Origin of the sequence: Nonomuraea longicatena, assembly GCF_039525605.1 — a bacterium.
Lineage (GTDB): Bacteria > Actinomycetota > Actinomycetes > Streptosporangiales > Streptosporangiaceae > Nonomuraea > Nonomuraea longicatena.
In genome coordinates this window covers 511,437-534,484 of sequence record NZ_BAAAHQ010000001.1, presented here as the reverse complement: position 1 = coordinate 534,484, position 23,048 = coordinate 511,437, and the positions used below count along the sequence as shown (strand labels likewise).

Here is a 23,048-nt window from a genome sequence, read left to right as displayed (position 1 = left end):
GGGTCAGCTGGTGAGACATAGCGTGGCGAACGCTCCGGCGAGCATGAAGGGGCCGAGCGGGAACTGCGTCTGCCCGCTGCCCTTCCTGCCGGCCAGCAGCCAGGCCGCGTACAGGGCGGCGGCGAACTGCCCGGCGAGCGCGGCCAGCACCCACTGCTGCCATCCGGCGGCGGCCGCGGCCATGCCGACCAGCCCGGCCAGTTTCACGTCGCCGAAGCCCATGGCGGCGGGGCGGGCGAACCACAGCAGGCCGTACAGGAGGGCGAGGGCGAGGGCGCCGAGGAGGGCGCGCGGCAGGTCCGGCCACAGCGTCAGGGCGAGGACCGGGTAGGCCGGGAGCGTGATCGCGTCGGGCAGGCGGTAGGTGCGCCAGTCGATCAGGGACAGGGTGACGGCGAGGACGGCGAAGAACGCGTACTGCGGCCCGGCCCGCCAGCACAGCAGGGCGACGGCGGCCGAGGTGGCGAGTTCGAGGTACGGGGGCCAGGCCGGGCGGGGGCGGCTCAGGTAGGCGCGGCGCGCTTCGGCGCGCGTGTCGGGCGGGTCGGGCTCGAAGGCCGCCGCGAAGGCCCTGACGTAGGAGCCGACGGCGAAGGCCAGCACGGCCGCGACGACGATCGGTACCACGCCGCCGACTCTAACCCGGACGCGCGGGGCCGGCACGGAGTTCGTCTGCGATCAGGTGGGCGGCGCCTCGTCGGGGGCGCGGCTCAGCCGCGCGACCAGGGCCAGCGGCGGCGCCTGGGGGCGGGTTCCAGCCTGGCGACCGTGGCGTGCTCGGGTGCGGTGCCCGTCGCCACGGCGGCGAGCGCGTCGAGGACCTCGCCCTCGATGACGAACGGCACCGGCCCGGCCACGTCGACGACCACGGCGGCGGCCTTCTCGCCCGCCGCCGCCCGGCACACCTGGAGGGTGTCGGCCTGGATCGGGCGGGCGTCCGGGCGCCAGCGGGCCAGCGGCTCGGCGCCGGTGAAGGCGAGCACCGCCTGCCTGCCGTCCTTGCCGACGAGCTTGGGGAGCGCCATCTCGCTCTCCTTCTCCTGCTTGAGCCCGTGTTCGCCGACCTCGGCCGAGGTCAGCAGCGCCACCACGGGCACGAGCAGGCGGGCGCCGCTGAGCGCCGTGAGCACCGAGGTGGCGTCGCCCTCTCCTGAGGCGTACGCGGCCAGGGCGGCGGCGACGGCCGTGTCGGTGCTGCCGTCGTCGTCGGGTCTCAGGGGTTGCGGAATGCTCGGCACAGCCACCGAGACTATGCCACCGGGGGCTTGAGCAGGGTCAGTACCCCTGCCTCCGCGTCCAGGCGGGCGGGGACGCCGATCGGGTAGGTCTGCATGGGGACGTTGTGGCCGATGTCGGCGCCGGCGAGGACCGGGACGCCGAGGTCGGTGAGCCGGTCGGCCAGCAGGCGGTCCACGTCCTCCTGCTCGCCGCACTCGGTGAAGGTGCCGAGCAGGATCGCGGCGACGCCGTCGGTGTACGGCGAGCGGCGCAGTTGGGTGAGGATGCGGTCGAGGCGGTAGAGGGCCTCGTCGACGTCCTCCAGGAACAGGATGGCGCCGGTCGCGGGCAGGCTCGTGTCGGTGCCGATGCCGGAAGCCAGCAGGCTGGCGTTGCCGCCGACGGTGACGCCTTCCGCGACGCCGGGCACGAGGGTCCTGGCCCCGGGGAAGCGCAGTTCGGCCACCTCGCCGGTGAGGGTGGCCATGAGGGTGTCGAAGGCGAAGTCGCCCGCGCCCCGGTGGAAGCCGTCGCAGGCGACCATCGGGCCGAAGAACGAGCACCAGCCGAGTTTGACGGCGACCGCCTCCAGGAGGGCGGTGACGTCGGAGTAGCCGACCACGATCTTGGGCTGGGCGGGGTCGATGCGCGACCAGTCCACCCGTTCGAGGGTGCGCTGGGCGCCGTACCCTCCTCCGGCCAGCATGACGGCGGCGTAGGAGGGGTCGGCGAGGGCGTCGGTCAGGTCGCGGGCGCGCAGCGCGTCGTCGCCCGCGAGGTAGTCGAAGACGGTCCCCGCCGTACGCGCGGACTCGAACACCTCGGGCCGCAGCCCGTACGCCTCAAGGGCGGCGACGCCGCCGGTGAGCTTCGCCTGGTTGCAGGGGCCGGAGGCGACGACGACGGCGACCCGGTCACCGGGACGAAGGGCGGGCGGACGGACGAACTCCATCACAGAAAACCTCTCCAAAACCTCAGAGATTCACAATCCCCCCACTCTGCCATCCTCCCGGAGGGCGGAGCCAGCCCGAGTGCCTCCGGCCGGGCCAAGCACAGGGCGGGCACAGGGGCGGGCACAGCGCGACGGCTCCGGAGCGCGCCTCAGTCCAGGCGGGCGACGGCGGCGACGGGGCCGCCTCCGGACGGGCCCTGGTGGACGGCGGCGACGGACACGAACACGGCCGGGTCGCCGGTGACGGCGGCGGCGACCCCGCCGACGGTGGCCTTGATCTGGCGGTGCCAGTGCACGTCCGAGTCGTCGAGCATGATGTTGCGGCGTCCCCGTACCCGCCCGGAGGGGTCGGCCTCGCACTTCATGAAGACGTTGACGAGCCGGTCGCCGAGGTCCGTGGGGTGGGGCCGCTCGGGCAGGTCGATGCCGCTGGAGCGGATGGCGTCCCAGATGCCGTCGGCGTCCAGGGCGTCCTTCATGACGCCGTGCCCGATCCGGTACCTGCCCCCGATGCCGCGCACGTTGCCCACCAGGACGATCTGGGCGCGGTCGAGTTCCACCCCCGACGAGCACGAGGCGACGCTGCTGTACAGCGACAGGTCGCGGAAGATCTGCTCCTCGGTGGGCATCTCGATCTCGCCGAGGGCGAGCGCGATGCCGAGGGCGGTGGTGGCGTTGGACAGGTCCATCGACGGACCGGTCTCCTCGATGGCGGTGCTCTGGCCCCGGTTCTTGGCGTCGGTGATCGTGGCCAGGGTGAGCAGGGGCGTCTTGGTCTGGACGTAGTGGACGTCGGCCGGGTCGTCGATCCCGGCGATCTTCATGGCCTCGCGGACCCCGGCGGCCACCTTCTCGACCATGGCAGGGCGGCCGATGTCCTCGGGCAGGATCACCTCGCTCATGGCCACGCCGACCGAGACGCGCGGCTCCTCCGAGGCCGGGGCGTCCGAGGTGGTGGCGAAGATCGTGGCGTGCGGGCTGAGGACGCCGTCGGTGCCGCCCGACCACACCAGCGGCACCGAGTCGGGGGCCGGGTGACCGTGCCTGGCCAGCACCTCGCGGAAGGCGCGGTCGGCGATGATGCGGGTGTAGTCGTTGACACCGCCGTTGCCCTCGGTCTTGCCGACGACCGCGAGCACCCGGTGGGCCTCGATCACCCCGTCGATGATGAGTCGTTCGAGCCCGGAGGCGTCGGTCACGCTCTCGATCGGCACCTTGCGTACTTCGATCGGTTCCGGCATCGGTCAGAGCCCCTTTTCTACCTGAGTACCGACATGTCCATGCATGGCGGCGGCGATCTCCGGCAGCGACGTGATCACCGCCCGCGTGCCTCCTGACGAGACGAACCTGATCGCCGCCTCCACCTTGGGCCCCATGGTGCCCTCCGCGAAGTGCCCGGCCGCCTGCAGGACGCGCAGTTCGGGCACCGAGACGCGGCCGATCGGGCGCGGGTCCGGGCCGCCGTACCCGATGACGACGTCAGGCACGTCCGTCGCGATGAGCAGCACCTCCGCGCCGACGGCCCGCGCCAGCAGCGCGGCGGCGAGATCCTTGTCGACGACCGCCTCGACGCCGTTCAGCCCGCCGTCCGGCAGCCTGGTCACCGGCACGCCGCCGCCGCCCGCCGCGACCACCGTGAAGCCGGCGGCCATGAGCGCGGACACGGCGTCGGCGTCGAGGATCTCCAGCGGCTCCGGCGAGGGCACGACCCGCCGCCAGCCGCGCGCGAAGCGCCGCCAGGTCTCGCCCTCGGTGCGCGGGTCCTGCGGGAAGTACCGGCCGATCGGCTTGACCGGGTCGGCGAAGGCCGGGTCGCCGGGATCGACGAGGGTGCGGGTGACGAGGGTGGCGGTCGGGGGGCCGAGGGCGTTCATGATGAGCGTCCCGACGGTGGCCTGCGTCTGGGCGCCGCACCAGTCGAGCGGCACGGGCGGGACGACGTGGGCGGCGAGCTGGTTCTTGAGCAGGAGGTTGCCGACCTGGGGGCCGTTGCCGTGGGTGAGGGTGACCTGGTGGCCGTCGGCGACGATGGCGCGGACGTGACGGACGGCGATCTCGACGGCCGCACGCTGATGGTGGGGCGCGGCGCTTCCGTCCGGCCCGGTCATCGCGTTCCCGCCCAGCGCCACCAGCACCCTCACCCGCCGAACGGTAGCGGGTCCGGATCCGGATATCTCATGTCAATGTCTGCCGAGAGAAGTGGGCGTGTACCGGCGTTTGCCGCCGAAGATCTTTTCTTCCCCCAATTACGGCAAAGCCCCCGAACCGCCCCGCACCGCCGTGCGCCGGCGGCCTCCACGACACGCTTCTCCTCTGACTCCGCCCCGCCGTGACGACTCCGTACTTGCCCAGCCGCCCGGCCTGCGTCAGCCGCCCAGCCGGTTGCGGAACGGCGGCATGAAGCGCAGCCGGGGATGCTGGTCGGCGAGCACGCCCCCGTCGACGACCAGCGTCGTGCCCGTGACATAGCGGGCGGCGGGCGAGGTCAGATACAGCACCGCCCCCGCCACGTCCGCCACCTGCCCGTACCCGCCCCGCAGCGGGATCCGCTCCTCCCACGACGCCTCGAAGGCCGCCCGGTCCAGCGGGAAGTCCCCGTCGATCGGGGTCGCGATCATCCCCGGCGCCACCGCGTTGACCGTGATCCCGTGCGCCCCGAGCTCGGCCGCCAGCGACCGCGTCAGCAGCTCCAGCGCCCCCTTGGAGGCGTTGTAGTGGGCCAGCCCGGCCTCGGCCACGAGCCCGTTCTTGGAGGAGATGTTGACGATCCGCCCCTCCACCCCGTCGGCGATCATGTGCTCGGCCACCCGCTGGCTCAGGAAGAACGGCGCGTCGCAGTTGACGCTCATGATCTGCCGCCACCCCGCCGGGGTGATCTCGTTGAAGTGCTCCAGCCGCGCCACCCCCGCGTTGTTGACCAGGACGCCGATCGGCCCGTGCCGCTCTCGGACGGTGTCGGCGAGCGCGGCCAGCCCTTCGGTGTCGGCCAGGTCGAACGGGTGGAAGCCCGGCCCCTTGCCCGTCCCCGGCAGGTCCACGGTGACGACCTCGGCGCCCGCCGCCGCCAGCGCCTCGGCGATGGCGCGGCCGATCCCCCGCGCCGCCCCCGTCACCACCGCGACCGTCATGACAGCCCCAGCAGGCCGAGCGACGGACGGTGGATGAGGCGCTCGATCTCGTCACGGTCGAGCGGCGCCAGGCCGGGGATGCCGGGCACGGCGCCGACCGCCCGCAGCCCTTCGACGGAGGCGTTCACCGTGGTGAAGGGGTAGTCGCTGCCGAACAGCAGCTTGTCCCACACGCCGTAGTCCTGCACCAGCCGCAGGCTGTGCCAGAGCTGGAAGGGCCGGTAGTGCAGGGCGGAGACGTCGGCGTACACGTGCCGGTGCTTGCGGACGACCGCGATGCACTCCCCCTCGAACGGGTGCCCCAGGTGGGCGAGCACCATGCGCAGCGACGGGTGCCGGATGGCGACCTCGTCCAGGTGCACGGGCAGCGCGTACTTCAGCGGCGCCTTCGACACGAACGTGGTCCCGGTGTGCACGAGCAGCGGCAGCCTGTGCGCGGCCGCGTACGCGTAGAGGTCGTCGAGGGCGGGGTCGGCCGGGTCGAATCCGGCGTACATCGGCATCAGCTTGATCCCGCGCAGCCCCAGGTCCCGGTGACCGTGTTCGAGTTCGTCGCGCCAGCCCGGCTGGGTGGGGTCCAGCGACAGGTAGCCGATCAGCCGGTCGGGGCGGGCGCCCGCGTAGGCGGCGACGGCGGCGTCGTCCACCCACAGCCCCGACCTGCGGGCCTTGCCGCCCACCACGATCGCGGTGGTGCCGGGCGGCGAGGTGGCGGCGTAGTCGTCCCACCGCACGGTCAGGTCGACGTGGCCGCCGTGCGCGCGGGCGGACTCCGACGCGAACGGCTCGCCCAGGTCGTCCGGGCAGCGGAACAGGTGCGAGTGCACGTCAACGAGCACGTCTCTCCCAGCCTTCGGCGAACATGTTCCAGAAGCGGTGGCTCGGCGGGTGCTCGGCGAACACCTCGTCCACCAGCTCGATGCCGAGCCCCGGCGCGCTCGGCAACCCGATACGGCCGTTCTCGACCGGCAGCGCGCCCCTGACGGCGTCGAAGACGTGCGGGTCGAGCATGCCGTCGAAGGTCTCCAGGATGCTGAAGTTGGGCATGCCGAGCACGGCGTGCACGGAGGCGGTGGTGCACACGGGCGAGTTGGAGTTGTGCGGGGCGACCAGCATCGCGTGCGTGTCGGCCTGCGCGGCCAGCTTCCTGACCTCGGTGAACCCGCCCGCCATGGACAGGTCCGGCTGGATGACGTCCACGGCGGCGGTGGCGAACAGGCGGGCGTACTCGTACCTGTTGTGGAAGTGCTCGCCGCCCGCGATCGGCATGGCGGCCCGCTGCCGCAGCTCGGCGTACCTGTCGATGTGCGTCCAGGGCAGCGGTTCCTCGAACCACCCCAGCTCGTACGGCTCCAGCTCGCGCACCAGCCGGGCGGCGGTGGCCATGGCGAACCTGGCGTGCCCTTCGACGAACAGGTCCACGCCGGGGCCGACGGCCTCGCGCACGGCGGCGACGATCGCCAGCGAGCGGCGCAGCTCGTCCCTCGACAGTTCGCCGAGCCCGGCGCCGAACGGGTCGAACTTGAGCGCGTCGTAGCCCCGGCCCACGGCCTCCTTCGCCCTGGCGGCGAAGGAGGCCGGGTCCCGCTCGCCGGTGTACCAGCCGTTGGCGTACACCCTCACGTCGGTACGGCAGGCACCGCCGGTGAGCCGGTAGGCCGGAACGCCCAGCGCCTTGCCCATGAGGTCGTACAACGCCTGGTCCACGCCCGAGACGACGATGCCGCCGATGTCTCCGCCGCGCAGGAAGTCGCCCTGGTACATGCGCAGCCAGATCTCCTCGACGTCGAACGGGTCGGCGCCGAGCAGGTGGCGTTCGGCCATCGCCTCGGTGAGCGAGCAGGTCTCGCGCCCCCGGTAGGGGTGGGTGATCTCGCCGACGCCGGTGAGTCCCTCGTCGGTGTGCAGGCGCACGTAGGAGAAATCGCGCCAGGCGGTGCCGAGGGTGAGGGTCTCGACGCGGGAGATGCGCCCGGCGGGTCCGGTGGGGCGGGTGGTGTCGACGGTGAGCATCAGCGGGCTCCACCCATGGTGCTGGCGGCGGCGACGTCCACGGGTCCGCCTTGGGCGAGTTGGGCGCGGGCGGCCTGCTCGGCCGCCTCCAGGAGGTGGTCGACGTCCGCGCCGGTGTGCGCGTAGGAGACGTGGCTGCGCTTGAGGTTGAGCGGCAGTTCGAAGACGCCGTGGCCGAGCAGCCGCCGCCGGTAGCCGATGAACATCTCCGCATCATTGCGCAGCAGGTCGGTGTAGGTGCGGGCGGGTCCGGTCATGAAGTAGGCGACGAAGACCGAGCCGTAGCCCGCGACGACCGCCGGGACACCGAGCCCGTCGAAGATCGCGGTGAGTCCTTCCCTGATACGGGCGCCGAGCGCGAACACGTGCTCGTGCACGGGTTCGGCGCGGAGTTTGCGCACGGTGGCCAGGGCGGCGGCGACCACGGCGGGGTGGCCGTTGTAGGTTCCGGCGAAGAAGGCGGGGCCGCCGGGGCGGGAGCTGAACAGGTCCATGAGGTCGGCGCGTCCGCCGAGGGCACCGACGGGGTAGCCGTTGGCGATGGCCTTGCCGAGCGTGGTCAGGTCGGGGGTGACGCCGCTGATCTGCTGCCAGCCGCCGAGCGCGTGCCGGAAGCCGGTGATCACCTCGTCGAAGACGAGCACGCTGCCCGCCTTCGTGCACTCCTCGCGCAGCGTGCGCAGGAACTCCGGCTCCGGCAGCAGGCAGCCGACGTTGTGCGGGACGGGCTCGACGATCGCCGCGGCGATGTCGGCGCCGTGCTCGGCGAAGGCCCGCCGGACGGCCTCGGCGGAGTTGAACGGCAGCACCAGCGTCGCCTCCAGCACCTCGGGCAGGATGCCGGTGGAGATGGGGTCGCGGGCGCCGACGCGGTCGGGCGCGGAGATCACGTTGAGGCTGACCGAGTCGTGCCAGCCGTGGTAGCAGCCCTGGAACTTCACCACCAGCCGCCGTCCGGTCGCTGCCCGCGCCACGCGCAGCGCGTGGAAGGTGGCCTCGCTGCCGGTGCTGGTGAGCAGGCTCTTCTCGATGCCGGGGACGAGTTCGGCGAGGGTCTCCGCGAGTTCGATCTCGCCCTGGGTGACCCCGACCCCGGCGAGGTCGAGGCTGCGTCCGGCGGCGGCGACCGCCTCGGCGACGTCGGGGTCGTTGTGGCCGAGCAGCGGCGGACCGAAGGCGGCATGGTAGTCGACGTACTCCCTGCCGTCGGCGTCGCGGATCCTGGCGCCCTCCGCATGCGCGATCACCAGGTCGGTGAGGCCGGGGACGCTGCGCTGCCCGCTGTTGACGCCGCCGGGGATGACCCGGCGGGCGCGTTCGGACAGGACACGCTGGTTCACATTCGCTCCTCGGGTGCGCAACGCCGGGGCCCAGCCCGGCCCGGGTTGCACGGTGTGTGTTCGCCGCAAATTCCGAACAGTGTTTGGCGATGCCGAACACAAGCCGGGAGTCTAAACACCGAAGATCCTGCGCGTCAACGGTCAGCCTTGCTAGACTGTTCGGCTGTGACGAACACTGCTGCTGAGAATTCGCGATATTGGGTGCGGAGCGTCGCCCGCGCCGCCGACGTGCTCGAAGCCCTCTCACGGCAAGGCGGGCTCAGCGTGACCGAGCTCGCCGCCGCCTGCGGGCTGAGCAAGAGCGCCGCCTTCGCCACCCTGTTCACGCTGCGCGAGTTCGGCCTGGTCGCCGACGACGGCGAGGGCATGAACCGGCGCTACCGGCTCGGCATGGCCCTCGCCCGGCTCGGCGCCCGCGCCCAGGATCAGGTCTCGCTGCGCGACGTGGCCCGCCCCGCCCTCGTCGAACTGACCCGGCTCACCGGCATGAACTCCCGCCTGGCCGTGCCGGACGGCGGGCAGGCCGTCGTCGTCGACCAGGTCAGCAACCGCGAGCGCATCCAGGTCGATCTGCGCATGGGCACCCGCGAACTCCCCCACTGCACCGGCCTCGGCAAGGCGCTGCTGGCCGAGATGACCGACGCCGAGGTGCTGGAGCTGGTCGGCCGCGTCGGGCTGCCCCGCCGTACCGGCCACACCATCACCGACGCCGACACCCTGCTCGCCCACCTGAAGACCGTTCGCGAACTCGGCTACGCCGTCGACGACGAGGAGGACGCCGACGGCGTCTTCTGCATCGGCAGCGCGCTGCGCGACCACACCGGCGCCTGCGCGGGCGCCGTCAGCATCACCTCGCTCAAGCGTGATCTGCCCGCCTGGAAGTACCAGGAGCTGGGACGACAGGTCCGCGAGAGCGCCGAGCAGATCTCCCGCGCGCTCGGCCACACCTCTTGACAGCCCCCGCGACGGCTGTACTAGGGTCCACGCCAATCGTCTCGGGCGAACAGCTGGCTCCCGACGCGCCGCAGCCCCGGCGCCGGTAGTTCCCGGCCGGCAGCACCGCCGCCTGCACGCCCACGCGTGTCGCCCGACCTCGTCGACCGGCCCTGTCGACCGGCCCTGTCGACCGAACCTGTCGACCGAACCTGTCGACCGAACCTGTCGACCGAACCTGTCGACCGAACCTGTCGACCGACCATGGCGACCGACCATGGCGACACAGCAAGCACCCCCACCGAGGTTGAGGCACACCCCCATGCAACGTCGCGACATCCTGCGCGTCTCCGGGCTGGCCGCAGCGGGCACGCTGCTCGCCGCGGCCCCGGCCGAGGCCGCCGACCGCCGTCCCAAGCAACCCGTCCACCACGTGGCCACCGTGGCCGACCTGCTCGCCCTCGAACCCAAGGACGCCGAACTGGCCCAGGTCGCGGGCTACCGCGCCCCCGGCGACGGCGGCGGCATGCTCACCCGCTGGGACGCCGACGCCACCGCGCCCGCCAACGGCGGCACCGTCCTCGGCGGCGGGGCGCGCGGCCGGTGGCTGATGGTCCACGACGGCACCCTCGACTTCCGGGCCTTCGGCGTCTTCGGCGACGACGAACCGGCCGACGCCGCCCTCGCCGCCATGGTGGGCGACCCGTCGGTCTCCCGCATCGAGGCCCACACCGACCTGCTGTTCGTCAAGCGGCACCGGTTCACGCGCAGCGGGCTCACCCTCGACTTCGGCGGGAACACCGTACGGACCGACGGGATCGAGCGGGCCGCCGAGAACGACCCGTTCGCGGCCGTGCTGTTCTTCCAGGGCACGGTGCGCGCCGAGACGGTCGCCCACAAGCTCACCGCGCCGGTGCCAGACCTCGCCGACGTCTTCGAGGTCGGCGACTCCGCCGCCTTCGAGGTGGGCCAGTGGTGGACGGCCGAGGTCGACGCCAGGACCGGACGGTGGGAGCGCGAGCTGCAGAAGCTCGTCCAGGTCACGCAGATCGTGGACGGCTCCCGCATCCGGGTCAACTACAAGATCGGCTGGGAGCTGGCCGCCGGGCGCACGATCACCTGGCGGCGGATCGACCCGGTCGAGCGCGTCCACGTCCGCGACCTGGTCTTCAAGGGGGTGGCGGACGGCGACCAGTTCACCGGCTCCCACCCGGTCGCCTACGAGTACGCCGTGCGCTGCGACGTCTCCGGCATCGAGGCGACGGGCACGTTCTGGCCGGTGATCATGCGCCGCTGGTGCACCTTCTACCGCACCGAGCAGTGCACGCTGGCCAACCCGGCCACGGTCACCTGGGGCGGCGCCGGATACCTCACCCAGCAGATCTCCTGCCTGTACGGACGGGTCTCGGACTGCCACACGGCCAACGCCCGCCACCTCAACGACTTCACCGGCTCGGCGTACTGCGAGGTCGAGAACTGCCACGGCGACGGCGACGACCAGGGGCCGTTCGTCACGCACGGCCAGTACGAACACGATCTCACCTACACCGGCAACTCCGGGCTGATGACCTTCGCCAACTCCGGCGCCGCCTGGGGATCCGCGGCCAAGCGCATCACCGTGCGCAGGCACGTCTGCTCGTGGTTCGTGGCCCGCGTCAAGGTCACCGACCTGACGCTGGAGGACGTCAAGGTCATCGGCAAGGAGTCGCTGAAGGACTCGGGCATGCTCTGGGTCAACGCCGACGGCCTGCAGATGCGCGGCTGCTCGGCCAGCCACACGCTCATCGTCTCCCAGGTCTCGGCGCTGTCGCAGCGCCCCAACACCATCGACGGCTGCGCCTTCGCCTTACCGGCCAGGAGCGAGATCGTACAGGCGAACGTGAAGTCGCCGCTGCACCTCAGCCGCACGGTGCTGACCGGCCTCGACGGCAACGCCGTCAACGGCGCCGACGTCCGGCTCACCGGTGTGGAGCTGCGCGGGCGCGAGAACGCCGCCCCGCTGGCCGTGTCCGGCTCGATGACGCTGACGGACTGCACGCTCACCGGCCTCGGCCTGCGCGCGGCGGGCAGGACCGACCAGCGCGTACGGATCGACGGCGGTGACCTGTCGGGCGCCGACCCGCTGCTGTCGCGCGCCGAGCCGGCCGGGATCCTCTCCCTCGACCTGCACGGCGCCCGCCTGCGGACCGACGGCGCGCACGTCCGCCTGGAGACGGGCCGCAACCGCTACCAGGCGGGCGGGTGCACCTTCACCGGCGGCTCCCTCACGGTGACCGCCTTCGACCTGGTCAGGCACACCGGCAACGTCGAGGAGGGCGTCACCCGGGCGCTCCCGGCCGACGGCCCCAAAGCCCTCACCTCCGGAAATCTGGTGATGTAGATGACCGTGTCGCTGGCGCTGGTCGGCGCGGGCAACCGGGGGCGGACCTACGCCTCCTGGATCGCCGCACACCCCGAGCGCGCCCGCCTGGTCGCGGTCGCCGACCCCGACCCGGGAAGACGCGCCGAGGTGCGGGCCGAGCGGGAGTACGACGACTGGCGGCCCCTGCTCACCGAACGGACGGCGGACGCGGTCATCCTCGCCACCCAGGACCGGCTGCACGTCGAACCCGCCCTCGCGCTCGCCGAGGCCGGGTACGCGCTGCTGGTGGAGAAGCCGCTCGCGCCCACGGAGGAGGAGACCCGACTCCTGGTCAGGGCCGTGGAGCGCAGTGGCGTGCTGTTCGCCGTCTGCCACGTGCTGCGCTACACGCCCTACACCGACCTGGTGAAGAACGTGATCGACTCCGGCGTGCTCGGCGAGGTCATGAGCGTCGAGCACCTGGAACCGGTGGGCTGGTGGCACCACGCCCACTCCTACGTGCGCGGGCCGTGGCGCAGCGAGCGGCTGGCCAGCCCCATGCTGCTGGCCAAGTCCAGCCACGACCTCGACTGGCTGGCCTACGTCACCGGGCGCACGATCGAGCGGGTCGCAAGCTTCGGCTCCCTCGGCCACTTCCGCGCCGACCGCAGACCGCAGGGCGCGGCGGAACGCTGCGTCGAGTGCCGGATCGAGGCGGCCTGCCCGTACTCCGCGCCCCGGCTCTACCTGCGCGAGGAGTTCGACTGGCCGGCGACCGTCGTCGCCGACCGGCCGCAGGACGTGCTGGAGGCGCTGCGGACCGGCCCGTACGGCAGGTGCGTGTACGCCTGCGACAACGACGTCGTGGACCACCAGGTGCTGGCCATGGAGCTGTCCGGCGGCGCGACCGCCACCTTCACCGTGACCGCCTTCACCGAGCAGACCCACCGTCAGACGCGCGTCTTCGGCAGCCACGGGCGCCTGGTCGGCGACGGGGAGACCGTACGGGTGCTGGACTTCCGCGACGCCTCGGAGCGGGTGCTGTCGGCGGGCGCCACCGGCTCCAACGCGGGAGACGGGCACGGCGGCGGCGACGCCGGCCTGATGGACGCCTTCGTCCGCGCGCTGGAGACCGGCGAGCGTGGCCACGTGCGCTCGGGAGCGGCCGAGTCCCTGCACAGCCACCTCGCGGTGTTCGCCGCCGAGCGGGCCAGACACTCCGGCACGGTGGCCGCCGTGCCGCGATCCTAGGAGGAACGATCATGCGCCTACGCGCACTCGCGGCGGCGGCGCTGGCCGCCACCGCTTTGACCGCCTGCGGCGGCTCCGGCTCGGACGGCAAGCAGACCGTCACCATGTGGATCTACCCGGTCATCCCCGACCAGACGGCCCACCAGGCGTTCTGGGACGGCCAGAGCGCCGCCTTCGAGAAGGCCAACCCGGGCATCGACGTCAAGGTCGAGATCTACCCGTGGGCCAAGCGCGACGAGGCGCTCTCGACCGCCATCGCGGGCAACAAGGCGCCCGACGTCGTGTACATGATCCCCGACCAGCTCCCCAAGTACGTCAAGACGCTCCAGCCGATCGAACTGCAGGACGCCGGCGGCCACCGCGAGGCGGCGGTCCGTTCGGTCACGGTGGACGGCAAGGTGACGGCGGCGCCGCTGCTGATGACGGCCCAGCCGCTGATCTGCAACCAGCGCGCCTTCGACGCGGCCGGGGTGAAGGACTTCCCCGCGACGTGGGAGGACCTGCTGAAACTGGCGCCGGAGTTCAAGAAGAAGGGCATCGACGTCACCAACTACTGGGCCGACCCGGCGCAGACCCTCAACATGTCGTTCTACCCGCTGCTGTGGCAGGCGGGCGGCGAGGTCTTCAGCCCCGACGGCAGGTCGGCCGCGTTCGGCGGCCCGGAGGGGGTGCGGGCGCTGACGTTCCTCAAGCAGCTCGCCGACGGCGGCTTCGTCGAGAAGGACCTGCTGACCGGACTGCCCAAGTTCGAGCAGACGCGCGCCGCCCAGAACAAGGTGGCCTGCACCTGGCAGCACCTGCCCGCCGACGTGAAGTCGTTCTGGGGGGAGGACAACATCAGGGTCCGGCCGCCGCTGACCGCCGCCAAGCAGGTCGCCTACGGCACCGTCGGCTCGCTGGCCCTGCTCAAGGGCGCGGACGACAAGGACGCGGCGGCCAAGTGGATCGCCTTCGCCACCCGCGCCGAGGCCGCCGACGCCTACGACCGGGCGGCGGGCGCCTTCTCCCCGCGCAAGACCGCCCTGTACGCCGGCGACCCGGTGCTGGGCGAGGTCGAGAAGACGCTCGACCTGACCACGGCGGGCCCGCTGCACCCCAAGGCGCGTGACGTCATGGGCGTGCTCTCCCCGGAGATCCAGGCGGCGCTGGTCGGCGGCAAGTCGCCCGAGCAGGCCCTGGCCGACGCGGCGAAGGCGGCGAACGCGCTGCTGGGTTCCTGATGGCCGCCCCGATCTCCGTACGCCGGTGGGAGGTGCGCACCGGACTGCTGTTCGTGCTGCCGTGCCTCCTGCTGTTCCTGGCCTTCCGGTTCGGCCCGTCGATCGCCGGGGTGCTGCTCGGCTTCTTCGAGTTCTCCATCGGCGACACCCCGGCCTGGAGCGGCCTGGACAACTACCGGCGGCTGGTGGACGACCCGGTGTTCTGGCAGTCGCTGCGGATCACCCTCGTCTACACGCTGCTGTACGTGCCGCTGTCCATGGCCGCCTCGGTCGGCATGGCACTGCTGGTCAGGCGCTCCTTCCGGGGCGTCGGATTCTTCCGCTCGGTCTTCTTCCTGCCGGTGGTGACCAGCCTGGTGCTCGCCGGAACGGTCTTCACCTGGCTGTTCTCCAGTGAGGGCCCGATCACGAAGCTGACCGGGCAGGCGTGGCTGGCCTCGACCACGCTGGTGATCCCGGCGCTGGTGCTGGTGTCGGTGTGGTCGAAGTTCGGCTACGGCATGCTCATCGTGCTGGCCCGGCTGCAGGACCTGCCGCGCGAGCTTGAGGAGGCCGCGCTCACCGACGGCGCGGGCACCTGGCGGCGCTTCAGGCACATCGTCGCCCCGCAGCTTCGGCCCGCGCTGTTCTTCCTCGCCGTGATCGAGACCACCGCCTCCTTCCAGGTGTTCGACCTGGTGTACGTGATGACCGGCGGCGGCCCCGCGCACGCCAGCTACACGATGGTGACGATGTTGTACGAGCAGGCGTTCAGGAACTTCGACTTCGGATACGCCAGCGCCCTCGGTGTCGCCCTGTTCGTCATGACGCTGGTGGTCGCCCTGATCCAGCGCCTGATCATCGGGAGGAACCGGTGACCCGCCCCTACCGCGCCCTGGAGCCCTCCCGCTGGGGGAAGGCCGCCAGGTTCGCGCTGCTCGCCGTCGCCACCCCGCTCACGCTGTTCCCGTTCTACGCCATGGTCGTGCTGTCGCTGAAGCCGGGCGCGGCCGTCACCTTCCCCGAGAGCATGCTGCCCTGGCCGGTGGACCCGTCGGCGTACGGGGAGGTCCTCGGCGGCCGCGACCTGCTCGGGTGGACGTTCAACACGCTCGTGTACTCGCTGGTCAGCGTGGTCCTGGTGCTGCTGCTGGCCTCCCTGGCCGGGTACGCCTTCGCCAAGAAGCGCTTCCCCGGCCGCGAACCGATGTTCTGGTCGTTCCTCGCGATGGTCATGGTCCCCTACCACGTCACGCTGATCCCGACGTTCGTGCTGATCGCCGAGATGGGCGGCGTGGGCACGTACTGGGGGCTGATCCTGCCGACGCTCGCCAACGCGCAGGCGGTCTTCCTCATGCGGCAGTTCATCATGGGGCTGCCCGACGAACTGTTCGAGGCGGCCCGGCTGGACGGCTGCTCGGAGTGGCGGGTGTTCACCACGATCGTGCTGCCGCTGTGCAAGCCGATCCTCGCGACGCTCGGCGTGTTCGTGTTCCTGTGGCACTGGAACGACCTGCTGTGGCCGCTGATCGCGGGCGGCGGTGCCGACATGCGGACGCTGACCGTCGGCATCGCCTCCCTCCAGCAGGAGAACGTGCCGCTGAGCGTCGTCCTCGCGGGCGCCACGGTGGCGTTCGTGCCGATCTTCGCCGCCTACCTCGTCGGTCAGCGGTACTTCAGGGAGGGTGTCACCATGTCGGGGATCAAGGGGTAGCGCCGATGCGGATCACGGTCAGCGTCCCGCCGGGGCTGCGGGCGCAGTTCTTCCCCGACCTCGCGCGGCTGCGGGGCCTCGGCGACGTACGGCTGCTCGACGACCACGCGGAGCTGCCCGGCGCGCTGCCGGGCAGCGAGGTGCTGGTGACGTCGTGGGGCGTGCCGCCGCTGGACGGGCGGCTGCTGGATCTGGCGCCGGAGCTGCGGCTGGTCGCGCACACGGGCGCGACCGTCAAGCCGTTCGTGACCGAGGAGCTGTGGGCGCGCGGGGTGCGGGTCACGCAGGCGGGCGCGGGCATGGCCCGGTCGGTGGCGGAGGTGGCGCTGGCGTTCACGCTGGCGCTGCTGCACCGCGTGCACCGCTTCGACCACGCGCTTCGCTCCGGTACGCCGTGGGAGGCCGCGTCGCGGGCTCCGGTCAGGCACGAGATCCTCGGCTGCCCGATCGGCGTCGTCGGCGCCTCCCGTACCGGCCGCGCCTACATCGACCTGGTCACGGCGCTCGGCGCCCGGGTGACCGTCGCCGACCCCTACCACGCGGGCGCGGTGCCGCTGGCGGAGCTGCTGGCCGCCAGCAGGGTCGTCGCGCTGCACGCGCCCGTGCTGCCGGAGACCAGGCACCTGATCGGGGCGCGTGAGCTGGCGCTGATGCCCGACGGGGCGCTGCTGGTCAACACCGCCCGCTCGTGGCTGGTGGACCAGGACGCGCTGTTCGCCGAACTGCGCACCGGCCGCCTGGACGCCGCCCTCGACGTGTACGACCTGGAGCCGCTGCCCGAGAGGCACCCGTTCAGGACGCTGCCGAACGTGCTGCTCACCCCGCACCAGGCGGCCGGCACCCGGGAGTGCCGGGCCAGGCAGGGCGACATCGTGCTGTCGGAGATCGCCGCCTACGCCTCGGGCGAACCCCTCGGGCACGCCGTCACCCCGGCCCTGCTGTCCCGGATGGGATGACACTCCCGAAACCAGGACCCCACGTGACGTTTCCGTCATCAAGATCCGTCAAAGTAGGAGGTGTGGGTAGGAAGCTCGGCAAACACCTGCGAGAGCGGCTGAGCACGTTCGGGCTGATGGCCCCGTCCGTGGCGCAGTGCGCTGTCGGCGCGGCCCTGGCCTGGGTCATCGCCACCCAGTTGCTCGGGCACGCCCGCCCCTTCTTCGCGCCCATCGCGGTGCTCATCGCCGTCGGCATCGGGCTCGGGCAGCGGTTGCGGCGGGTCGTCGAACTCGTCGTCGGCGTCAGCCTGGGCGTCGGCGTCGGCGACCTGCTCATCTCCTGGACCGGCTCGGGACCGTGGCAGATCGCGCTGGTGGTGGCGCTGGCCATGGCGGCGGCCGTACTCCTCGACAGCGGCGCGCTGCTGGTCTCCCAGGCGGGCTCGTCCGCGGTGCTCGTGGCCACGCTGATCCCGCCCGGCGACACCGGCGGGCTGGACCGCATGGTCGACGCGCTCACCGGCGGACTGGTCGGCATGGCGATGGTGGCGCTGCTGCCCGCGAGCCCCTTCCTGATCCTCGCCAAGCACGCCTCCGGGGTGCTGGACGCGCTGTCCACGGTGCTGGAGAACACGGCCGTCGCCATCGAGCGCCGCGACGTGGACCTCGCGGCCGAGGCGCTGGAGGAGGCGCGGGAGACGCACTCGGCGGTCCAGGAGTTCGAGCAGGCGCTGGACACCAGCAAGGAGATCGTCACCATCTCGCCGCTGCACTGGCACCGGAAGGGGCGGCTGGCCCGTTACCAGACGGCGGCGGTGCCGATCGACCTGGCGCTGCGCAACGCCCGCGTCATGGCGCGGCGCACGCTGACGGCGCTGGGTGAGCCGACGCCGCCGCCGCCCGAGCTGGCCGAGTCGATGCGCGAGGTGTCCGAGGCCGCGCTGCTGCTGCAACTGGAGCTGGGGGCGGGACGGGATCCGGCGCTGGCGCGGCAGGCGCTGCTGGCGGTGGCGGCCCGCCAGCGTCCGGCGGGGGTGACGTTCTCCACGGACGTGATCACCGCCCAGTTGCGCAGCATCGTGGTCGACCTGCTGCAGGCCACCGGGGTCGACCACGACGAGGCGAGCGCCTCCCTGCCGCCGCTGTGACGGGCTACATCCAGGCGTCCTTGTAGAAGACGCTGAGCCGGCGCGCGCCGCTCGCGCCGGACCCGAACCCGAAGCAGAGCCTCGGCGTGCCGTTCACGAGCTGGATCGCCATGCCCTCGGCTTCACGGCGGTCGAGCGAGATGCCCGCCTGCGAGAACGAGCGGTGGACGACCTGCGCCGTCCGCATGTCCACGCAGGTGATGTAGGTGTTGCCGGGCGCCCCGGTGAGGAGGTTGCCGTCCAGGACGTAAAGGAACTCCCTGTAGGTCGTCCAGCCCTGGAGGACGGCGTCTGCGGGGCCCAGTTGGGGCTCCACGAACCGGTAGACGGGGTTGTCGAACCGGCGGGCCTTGAAGTCCGCGAGATTGTAGACCGAGTAGTGGTAGGGCTTGGCGCCGTTGCGCCAGTACTGCACGGTGATCCGGTTCAGCGTGGGGTCGATGGACGGCGTGATGATGGTGGCGCCGGGGACCGGCGTGTACTTGTCCGTCACCTCCCTCGCTTGCAGCGTTCTCCCGTTCTGGAAGGGGAATCTGGCGATCGCCGTCCCGTAGCCGTCGCCGTTGTACAGCTGCGAGTCGGTCTCGGTCCACATGTAGGCTTGGTTGCCGACCGGCTCGACCGCCATCGACACGCCATGGCCGAATCCCTTGAGAACCATGTAGCCGAGCTCGGTCCCCGTGAGGGTCATCTTGGTGATGACGAGGTCGCCTCTCTCCACGGTGCCGTTCCCCCACTGCACCTGGATCGCGTAGATGTGGCCGTTGACGTTGTCGAAGGCGAACGACTGCGGGCCGGACACCTCGTGCAGCTTGTTCTGCCACAGGATGCTGTACGACGGGGAGGCGAGGTTGAACCGGCCCTGCTCGGCCAGGGCCGGGCGGCCCCCGGCGACCCCGGCGACGGCGGTCGCGGCGGCGAATCCCGCACCCGCCTTCAGCAGGCCCCGGCGCGACATGGCTTCTGACATGGAACGACTCCCGTCTCCCAACACGAAGATCACAGCAGTTGCAGTATCGCCGAGAAAACGTCGCGTTCTCTACAGCTGCTCAGGCAACTTGCTGCCACGGCGGGAGGCCGTCCAGATCCGGCCGGAATCGTCAAGACCACGCGACGCACCCGCCCGGAGACCCGGGCGGGTGTCGCAGCGAAGCCCCCGGCCCTGCCGCGCCTTTCGCCGGGAGGCGGTACGCCTACGGGAAAGGCGCCCGTCCGCACCTTGGGCCAGGAGGCGGCACGCCCATGGGGAAGGCCCCGGCCGTCGCGAGACGGCACGGGGCCTTCGTCGTCCGTCGGCAGGACGGGCCTGCCCGGGTCAGGCGCCGACCAGGGACTCGGCGTCCAGGGTGGCGGCCGTGGCGTTGAGGACGGCCGCGATGCGCAGGCCGTCCTGGATCTGCTCGCGCGACACACCCGCGGCGCGCAGCACCTGCTCGTGCGACTCCAGGCACCGGCCGCAGCCGTTGATCGCAGAGACGGCCAGACACCACAGCTCGAAGTCCGCTTTGTCCACGCCCGGGTTGCCGATGACGGTCATCCGGAGCCGGGCCGGGAGCGTGCTGTAGGCGTCGTCGCCGATGAGGTGCGTCGCCCGGTAGTAGACGTTGTTCATCGCCATGATCGCGGCGGCGGCCTTGGCGGCGGTGAACGCCTCCTTCGACAGATGGTCGGCGGCCTCGGCCGAGACCTCGGCCACGACCCGCGCCGACCGGGTGGCCAGCGCGCACGCGAGGACGGTGCCCCACAGCCGCTGGCCGGTCAGCGACGAGGTGGTCGTCACCGAGCCGAGGTTGAGCTTGACGTCCTTCGCGTACGGCGGGAGGGCGTCCTTCAGTGCCTGGATGCTCATGCGCCGAGCAGCGCCTTGGCGTCGAGACCCTGCTCGCCCTTGTTCCAGTTGCACGGGCACAGCTCGTCGGACTGCAACGCGTCGAGGACCCGCAGGACCTCCTTGACGTTGCGGCCGACCGAGCCCGCGGTCACCATGCTGAACTGGATCTCGTTGTTCGGGTCGACGATGAAGGTGGCGCGCTGGGAGACGCCGTCGGCGCCGAGGACGCCGAGCGCGCTCGACAGTTCGCGCTTGATGTCGCTCAGCATCGGGAAGGGCAGGTCGCGAAGGTCCTCGTGGTCCTTGCGCCAGGCGTGGTGGACGAACTCGGAGTCGACGGAGACGCCCAGCACCTGCGCGTCGCGGTCGGCGAACTCCTCGTTGAGGCGGCCGAACTCGGCGATCTCCGTCGGGCAGACGAAGGTGAAGTCCTTCGGCCAGAAGAACACCACGCGCCACTTGCCCTCGTAGGTCTTGTGGTTGATCTCCGCGAACGCCCGGTCGGGGTCGAGGTCGACGCAAGCCGTGAGTTCGTACTCCGGGAAGTGGTCACCGACGGTGAGCAAGAGCTCTCTCCTTCGCCTAAACATCGTGGTCAGGGCTCCAGGGTGCCGTACCTAGGATTGATTCGAGAAATCACTTACTCCGACCAATCTGAGAGGTGTTCCCTATCAGTGAGCCCACGCCCACGCTGGCTCAGCTGCGCGCGTTCGTCGCGGTGTCCGAACATCTCCACTTCCGGGAGGCGGCGACGGCGTTGCGCATCAGCCAACCCACCTTGTCCGGAAATATCGCGGCATTGGAGGAGGTCTTGGACACGCAGCTCGTCGAGCGGACCACCCGCCGCGTGCTGCTCACCCCGGCCGGCGAACGCGTCGCCGACCACGCCCTCCGGGTGCTGGCCGCCGTCGACGACCTGCTCGGCGAGGTGGCGCAGAACCGCGAGCCGTTCAGCGGGCCCGCGCACCTCGGGGTGATCCCCACCGTCGCGCCGTACGTGCTGCCCGCGCTGCTGCCCATGTTCGCCCGGCGCTTCCCCCACCTCAGGCTGACCGTCCACGAGGCCAGGACGGAGACCATCCTGGAGGAACTGCGCGAAGGACGCCTCGACCTGGTGCTGCTCGCGCTGCCCACCGACACGGCCGGGCTCGTCGAGGAGCCCCTGTACGACGAGGACTTCCTGCTGGCCCTGCCCGAGGACCATCCGCTGGCCGAAGGGCGCGAGCCGCTGGGGCGCGAGGTGCTCAAAGGGCTCGACATCGTCCTGCTCAACCAGGGCCACTGCCTGCGCGAGCAGGCGATCGACGTGTGCCGCGAGGTCGGCGCGCGGGCCACGGCCACCACGTACGCGACCAGCCTGCCGACGCTCGTGCAACTCGTCGCCGGCGGCCTCGGCGTGACCCTGCTGCCGGAGTCGGCGGTGCCGGTCGAGACCGGCAAGCGGGTACGGCTGGCCCTGCGCCGCTTCGCCGCCCCGGCGCCCGGCCGTACGATCGGCCTGGCCTACCGGGGCTCCTCGGCCCGCGCGGCCGAGTACACCCAGCTCGCCAAGGCGGTCCGCACGGCCGTCAGGCACCGCAGGCTCCCCGTCCAGGTCGTCACCTCGGCCCCGGCGGGGTCAGCGTGACAGGCGTTTGAGGCGGGCGACGGCCTCGTCGATGACCTCGTCCCGCTTGCAGAAGGCGAAGCGGACGAAGTGCGCGCCGCGCTCCGGATGGTCGTAGAACACCTGGGTCGGGATCGCGACGACACCCGCGAGCTCGGGCAGGCGGCGGGTGAGTTCGAGGCCGTCGGCGAAGCCGAGCGGACGGATGTCGGTCTGCACGAAGTAGGTGCCCTGGGGGCGGTAGACGGAGAATCCGGCCGCGCGCAGGCCGTCCATGAGCCGGTCCCGCTTGTCCTCCAGCGAGGCGCGCAGGGCGGCCACCCACTCCAGTTCGTGCCGCAGACCGTAGGCGACGGCGACCTGCCAGGGCGCGCTCGCCGTGAACGTCAGGAACTGCTTGACGGTCTGCACCGCCGCCACGTACTCGCGCGGCGCGCACACCCAGCCGGTCTTCCAGCCGGTGACGGAGAACGTCTTGCCCGCCGAGGAGATCATCACCGTGCGCTCGCGCATGCCGGGGAACGTGGCGAGCGGAATGTGCTCGACGCCGTCGAAGGTCAGGTGCTCGTAGACCTCGTCGGTGATCGCCACCAGGTCGCGTTCGAGGCACAGCTCGGCGATCACCGCCAGTTCCTCGCGGGTGAAGACGGTGCCGGTCGGGTTGTGCGGGGAGTTGACCAGGATCGCCCGGGTACGCGGGGTGATCGCGGCCCGCAGTTCGTCCGGGTCGAAGGTGAAGCGGCCCTGCGCGGGGCGCAGCGTCACCGCCGTGAGGCGGGCTCCGGCCAGGGCGATCGAGGCGGCGTAGGAGTCGTAGTAGGGCTCGAAGGCGACCACCTCCTCGCCGGGCTCGCACAGGGCGAGCACGGCGGCGGCGATGGCCTCGGTCGCGCCGACCGTCACCAGGACCTCGCCGTCGGCGTCGTAGCGCAGCCCGTAGTGGGCCGAGCGGTGCTCGACCACGGCCTGGCGCAGGTCGAGCACGCCGGGGCCGGGAGGGTACTGGTTGGCGCCCGCCGCGATGGCCTCGCTCGCGTGGTCGAGCATGGCGGCCGGGCCGTCCGTGTCGGGAAAGCCCTGGCCGAGATTGATGGAGCCGGTTCGCACGGCGAGCGCGCTCATCTCGGCGAAGATGGTGGTGCCGAAGGCGCGCATCCGGGAGACAAGTGGGTCCGTCACGGGGCCAGACTATTAGTCTCAAGGGGTGATCATCCGGATCGCGCTCGTAGTCGCCTTGAGCGCTCCGCCCGTCGTCAGCGTCCCAGCGGCCCCGGACGCCCCGCCCACCATGCGCCTCCCGGGCCCGCCGGGCCCGCGCGCCGCGCCCGTGCGGGGCGCGCTTCCAACGCGCGCCACACCCGTGCGACCCGCCGCGCGCGGCGGGTCGCGGGTCGCCGGAGAACCCGTGCCCGCGCGGGGAACACGCCTCGCGCGGG

Annotated in this window: 22 protein-coding genes; 9 read left to right on the top strand and 13 right to left on the bottom strand. The window is 71.9% G+C overall.

Going from position 1 to position 23,048, the window contains the following annotated elements; all coding sequences use genetic code 11:
- Nucleotides 1–3: 3 nt before the first annotated feature.
- From ABD120_RS02410 to ABD120_RS02370, 9 genes are all read right to left on the bottom strand, one after another.
- Nucleotides 4–627, bottom strand: a complete 624-nt coding sequence (locus ABD120_RS02410; RefSeq protein ID WP_343947976.1) for a prepilin peptidase — start codon at nt 625–627, stop codon at nt 4–6.
- Between the two features lie 83 nt (nt 628–710).
- Nucleotides 711–1,238, bottom strand: a complete 528-nt coding sequence (locus ABD120_RS02405; protein ID WP_343947975.1) for an SseB family protein — start codon at nt 1,236–1,238, stop codon at nt 711–713.
- Nucleotides 1,239–1,249: 11 nt separating this feature from the next.
- On the bottom strand, nt 1,250–2,170 hold the full coding sequence (locus ABD120_RS02400) for a S66 peptidase family protein (protein WP_343947974.1): 921 nt from the start codon (nt 2,168–2,170) through the stop codon (nt 1,250–1,252).
- A gap of 149 nt (nt 2,171–2,319) precedes the next feature.
- Nucleotides 2,320–3,411, bottom strand: coding sequence for a barbiturase (gene bar, locus ABD120_RS02395; protein ID WP_343947973.1), 1,092 nt, complete (start codon nt 3,409–3,411; stop codon nt 2,320–2,322).
- A 3-nt stretch (nt 3,412–3,414) separates the two neighbouring features.
- Complete coding sequence (locus ABD120_RS02390; RefSeq protein WP_343947972.1) at nt 3,415–4,311, bottom strand: amino acid kinase family protein; 897 nt, start codon at nt 4,309–4,311, stop codon at nt 3,415–3,417.
- A gap of 225 nt (nt 4,312–4,536) precedes the next feature.
- Nucleotides 4,537–5,298 (bottom strand): SDR family NAD(P)-dependent oxidoreductase, encoded by a 762-nt coding sequence (locus ABD120_RS02385; protein WP_343947971.1) that lies wholly within the window; start codon nt 5,296–5,298, stop codon nt 4,537–4,539.
- Nucleotides 5,295–6,137, bottom strand: coding sequence for an amidohydrolase family protein (locus ABD120_RS02380; protein WP_343947970.1), 843 nt, complete (start codon nt 6,135–6,137; stop codon nt 5,295–5,297). The genes ABD120_RS02385 and ABD120_RS02380 overlap by 4 nt, the downstream gene beginning before the upstream one ends.
- Nucleotides 6,127–7,311, bottom strand: a complete 1,185-nt coding sequence (locus ABD120_RS02375) for a mandelate racemase/muconate lactonizing enzyme family protein (protein WP_343947969.1) — start codon at nt 7,309–7,311, stop codon at nt 6,127–6,129. The genes ABD120_RS02380 and ABD120_RS02375 overlap by 11 nt, the downstream gene beginning before the upstream one ends.
- Nucleotides 7,311–8,651 carry an aspartate aminotransferase family protein gene (locus ABD120_RS02370; protein ID WP_343947968.1) on the bottom strand — a complete coding sequence of 447 codons (1,341 nt, stop codon included), beginning with the start codon at nt 8,649–8,651 and terminating at the stop codon, nt 7,311–7,313. The genes ABD120_RS02375 and ABD120_RS02370 overlap by 1 nt, the downstream gene beginning before the upstream one ends.
- A gap of 201 nt (nt 8,652–8,852) precedes the next feature.
- Between ABD120_RS02370 and ABD120_RS02365 the strand changes: the two genes are divergently transcribed.
- The 8 genes from ABD120_RS02365 to ABD120_RS02330 all read left to right on the top strand — a co-directional run bounded on the left by ABD120_RS02365 (nt 8,853) and on the right by ABD120_RS02330 (nt 18,175).
- Nucleotides 8,853–9,605 (top strand): IclR family transcriptional regulator, encoded by a 753-nt coding sequence (locus ABD120_RS02365; RefSeq protein ID WP_343947967.1) that lies wholly within the window; start codon nt 8,853–8,855, stop codon nt 9,603–9,605.
- A gap of 301 nt (nt 9,606–9,906) precedes the next feature.
- Nucleotides 9,907–11,964: a hypothetical protein gene (locus tag ABD120_RS02360; RefSeq protein ID WP_343947966.1), complete on the top strand. Its 2,058-nt coding sequence runs from the start codon at nt 9,907–9,909 to the stop codon at nt 11,962–11,964.
- A complete protein-coding gene (locus ABD120_RS02355; protein WP_343947965.1) occupies nt 11,965–13,176 on the top strand; it encodes a Gfo/Idh/MocA family protein in 1,212 nt (403 codons plus the stop codon). It begins immediately after the preceding gene.
- 11 nt (nt 13,177–13,187) lie between these two features.
- Nucleotides 13,188–14,396 (top strand): extracellular solute-binding protein, encoded by a 1,209-nt coding sequence (locus ABD120_RS02350; protein WP_343947964.1) that lies wholly within the window; start codon nt 13,188–13,190, stop codon nt 14,394–14,396.
- On the top strand, nt 14,396–15,253 hold the full coding sequence (locus ABD120_RS02345) for a carbohydrate ABC transporter permease (protein ID WP_343947963.1): 858 nt from the start codon (nt 14,396–14,398) through the stop codon (nt 15,251–15,253). Before ABD120_RS02350 ends, ABD120_RS02345 begins: the two co-directional genes overlap by 1 nt.
- Complete coding sequence (locus tag ABD120_RS02340) at nt 15,250–16,089, top strand: carbohydrate ABC transporter permease (RefSeq protein WP_343947962.1); 840 nt, start codon at nt 15,250–15,252, stop codon at nt 16,087–16,089. The genes ABD120_RS02345 and ABD120_RS02340 overlap by 4 nt, the downstream gene beginning before the upstream one ends.
- Before the next feature lie 5 nt (nt 16,090–16,094).
- Nucleotides 16,095–17,045: a hydroxyacid dehydrogenase gene (locus tag ABD120_RS02335; protein WP_343947961.1), complete on the top strand. Its 951-nt coding sequence runs from the start codon at nt 16,095–16,097 to the stop codon at nt 17,043–17,045.
- 62 nt (nt 17,046–17,107) lie between these two features.
- Entirely contained in the window at nt 17,108–18,175 is a 1,068-nt protein-coding gene (locus ABD120_RS02330; RefSeq protein WP_343947960.1) for an FUSC family protein, read from the top strand.
- 4 nt (nt 18,176–18,179) lie between these two features.
- On the opposite strand, the gene ABD120_RS02325 is transcribed toward ABD120_RS02330, so the two are convergent.
- The 3 genes from ABD120_RS02325 to ABD120_RS02315 form a co-directional block, all read right to left on the bottom strand.
- Nucleotides 18,180–19,145: a phage baseplate protein gene (locus ABD120_RS02325; protein WP_343947959.1), complete on the bottom strand. Its 966-nt coding sequence runs from the start codon at nt 19,143–19,145 to the stop codon at nt 18,180–18,182.
- A 345-nt stretch (nt 19,146–19,490) separates the two neighbouring features.
- Complete coding sequence (ahpD, locus tag ABD120_RS02320) at nt 19,491–20,024, bottom strand: alkylhydroperoxidase, AhpD family (RefSeq protein WP_343947958.1); 534 nt, start codon at nt 20,022–20,024, stop codon at nt 19,491–19,493.
- A complete protein-coding gene (locus tag ABD120_RS02315; protein WP_343947957.1) occupies nt 20,021–20,572 on the bottom strand; it encodes a peroxiredoxin in 552 nt (183 codons plus the stop codon). The genes ahpD and ABD120_RS02315 overlap by 4 nt, the downstream gene beginning before the upstream one ends.
- 95 nt (nt 20,573–20,667) lie before the next feature.
- On the opposite strand from ABD120_RS02315, the gene ABD120_RS02310 reads away from it, so the two are divergent.
- Complete coding sequence (locus ABD120_RS02310) at nt 20,668–21,633, top strand: LysR substrate-binding domain-containing protein (protein ID WP_343947956.1); 966 nt, start codon at nt 20,668–20,670, stop codon at nt 21,631–21,633.
- On the opposite strand, the gene ABD120_RS02305 is transcribed toward ABD120_RS02310, so the two are convergent.
- Nucleotides 21,625–22,791, bottom strand: coding sequence for a pyridoxal phosphate-dependent aminotransferase (locus ABD120_RS02305; protein ID WP_343947955.1), 1,167 nt, complete (start codon nt 22,789–22,791; stop codon nt 21,625–21,627). The two genes, ABD120_RS02310 and ABD120_RS02305, sit on opposite strands and share 9 nt — an antisense overlap.
- Nucleotides 22,792–23,048: the final 257 nt, after the last annotated feature.